Here is a 527-nt window from a genome sequence, read left to right on the forward strand (position 1 = left end):
CCCGTGGCCAGCGCGGCGCYGACCATGCCGGCCAGCACGTCGCCGGTGCCAGCGGTGGCGAGCCGCGCGTTGCCGCTGGGGTTGATCACGGGCAGCTCGCCCATGGCGGCGACGACCGTTCCGGAGCCCTTGAGGACCACCACCACACCGAAGCGCGCCGCCAGGCGCACGGCGGCAGCGAGCCGATCGGCCTGGACTTCGCGGGTGGTCGCCTGCAGCAGGCGCGCCGCCTCGAGGGGATGCGGCGTCAGCACGGTCGTCCGGCCGGATGGCGCCCGGGCCTGCAGCAGCGACTGCAGCCCGGTGTCGCCGGCGATCGCGTTGAGGGCATCGGCGTCCAGCACCAGGGTACGGGCCTCCGCCAGCACGCGGGGCAGCACAGCGGCGACCGCGGTGCCGCCGCCGCAGCCGCAGACCACGGTCATCGCGCCCAGATCCAGCATCTCGGGGCGGCGGAACATCAATTCGGGCTGCACCCGATCCAGCGGCGCGACGCCGGCGTCCAGCGGGGCGACGAACACCCGTCC

Annotated in this window: 1 protein-coding gene; it reads right to left on the minus strand. The window is 75.5% G+C overall.

Features of this window, described 5'->3' with window-relative positions; translation table 11 throughout:
• On the minus strand, positions 1-527 hold a 527-nt coding region (locus tag AC1D2E_RS36105), incomplete at both ends, for an ADP-dependent NAD(P)H-hydrate dehydratase (RefSeq protein WP_478201828.1).

This window comes from Variovorax sp. P1_H2, from assembly GCF_056405295.1.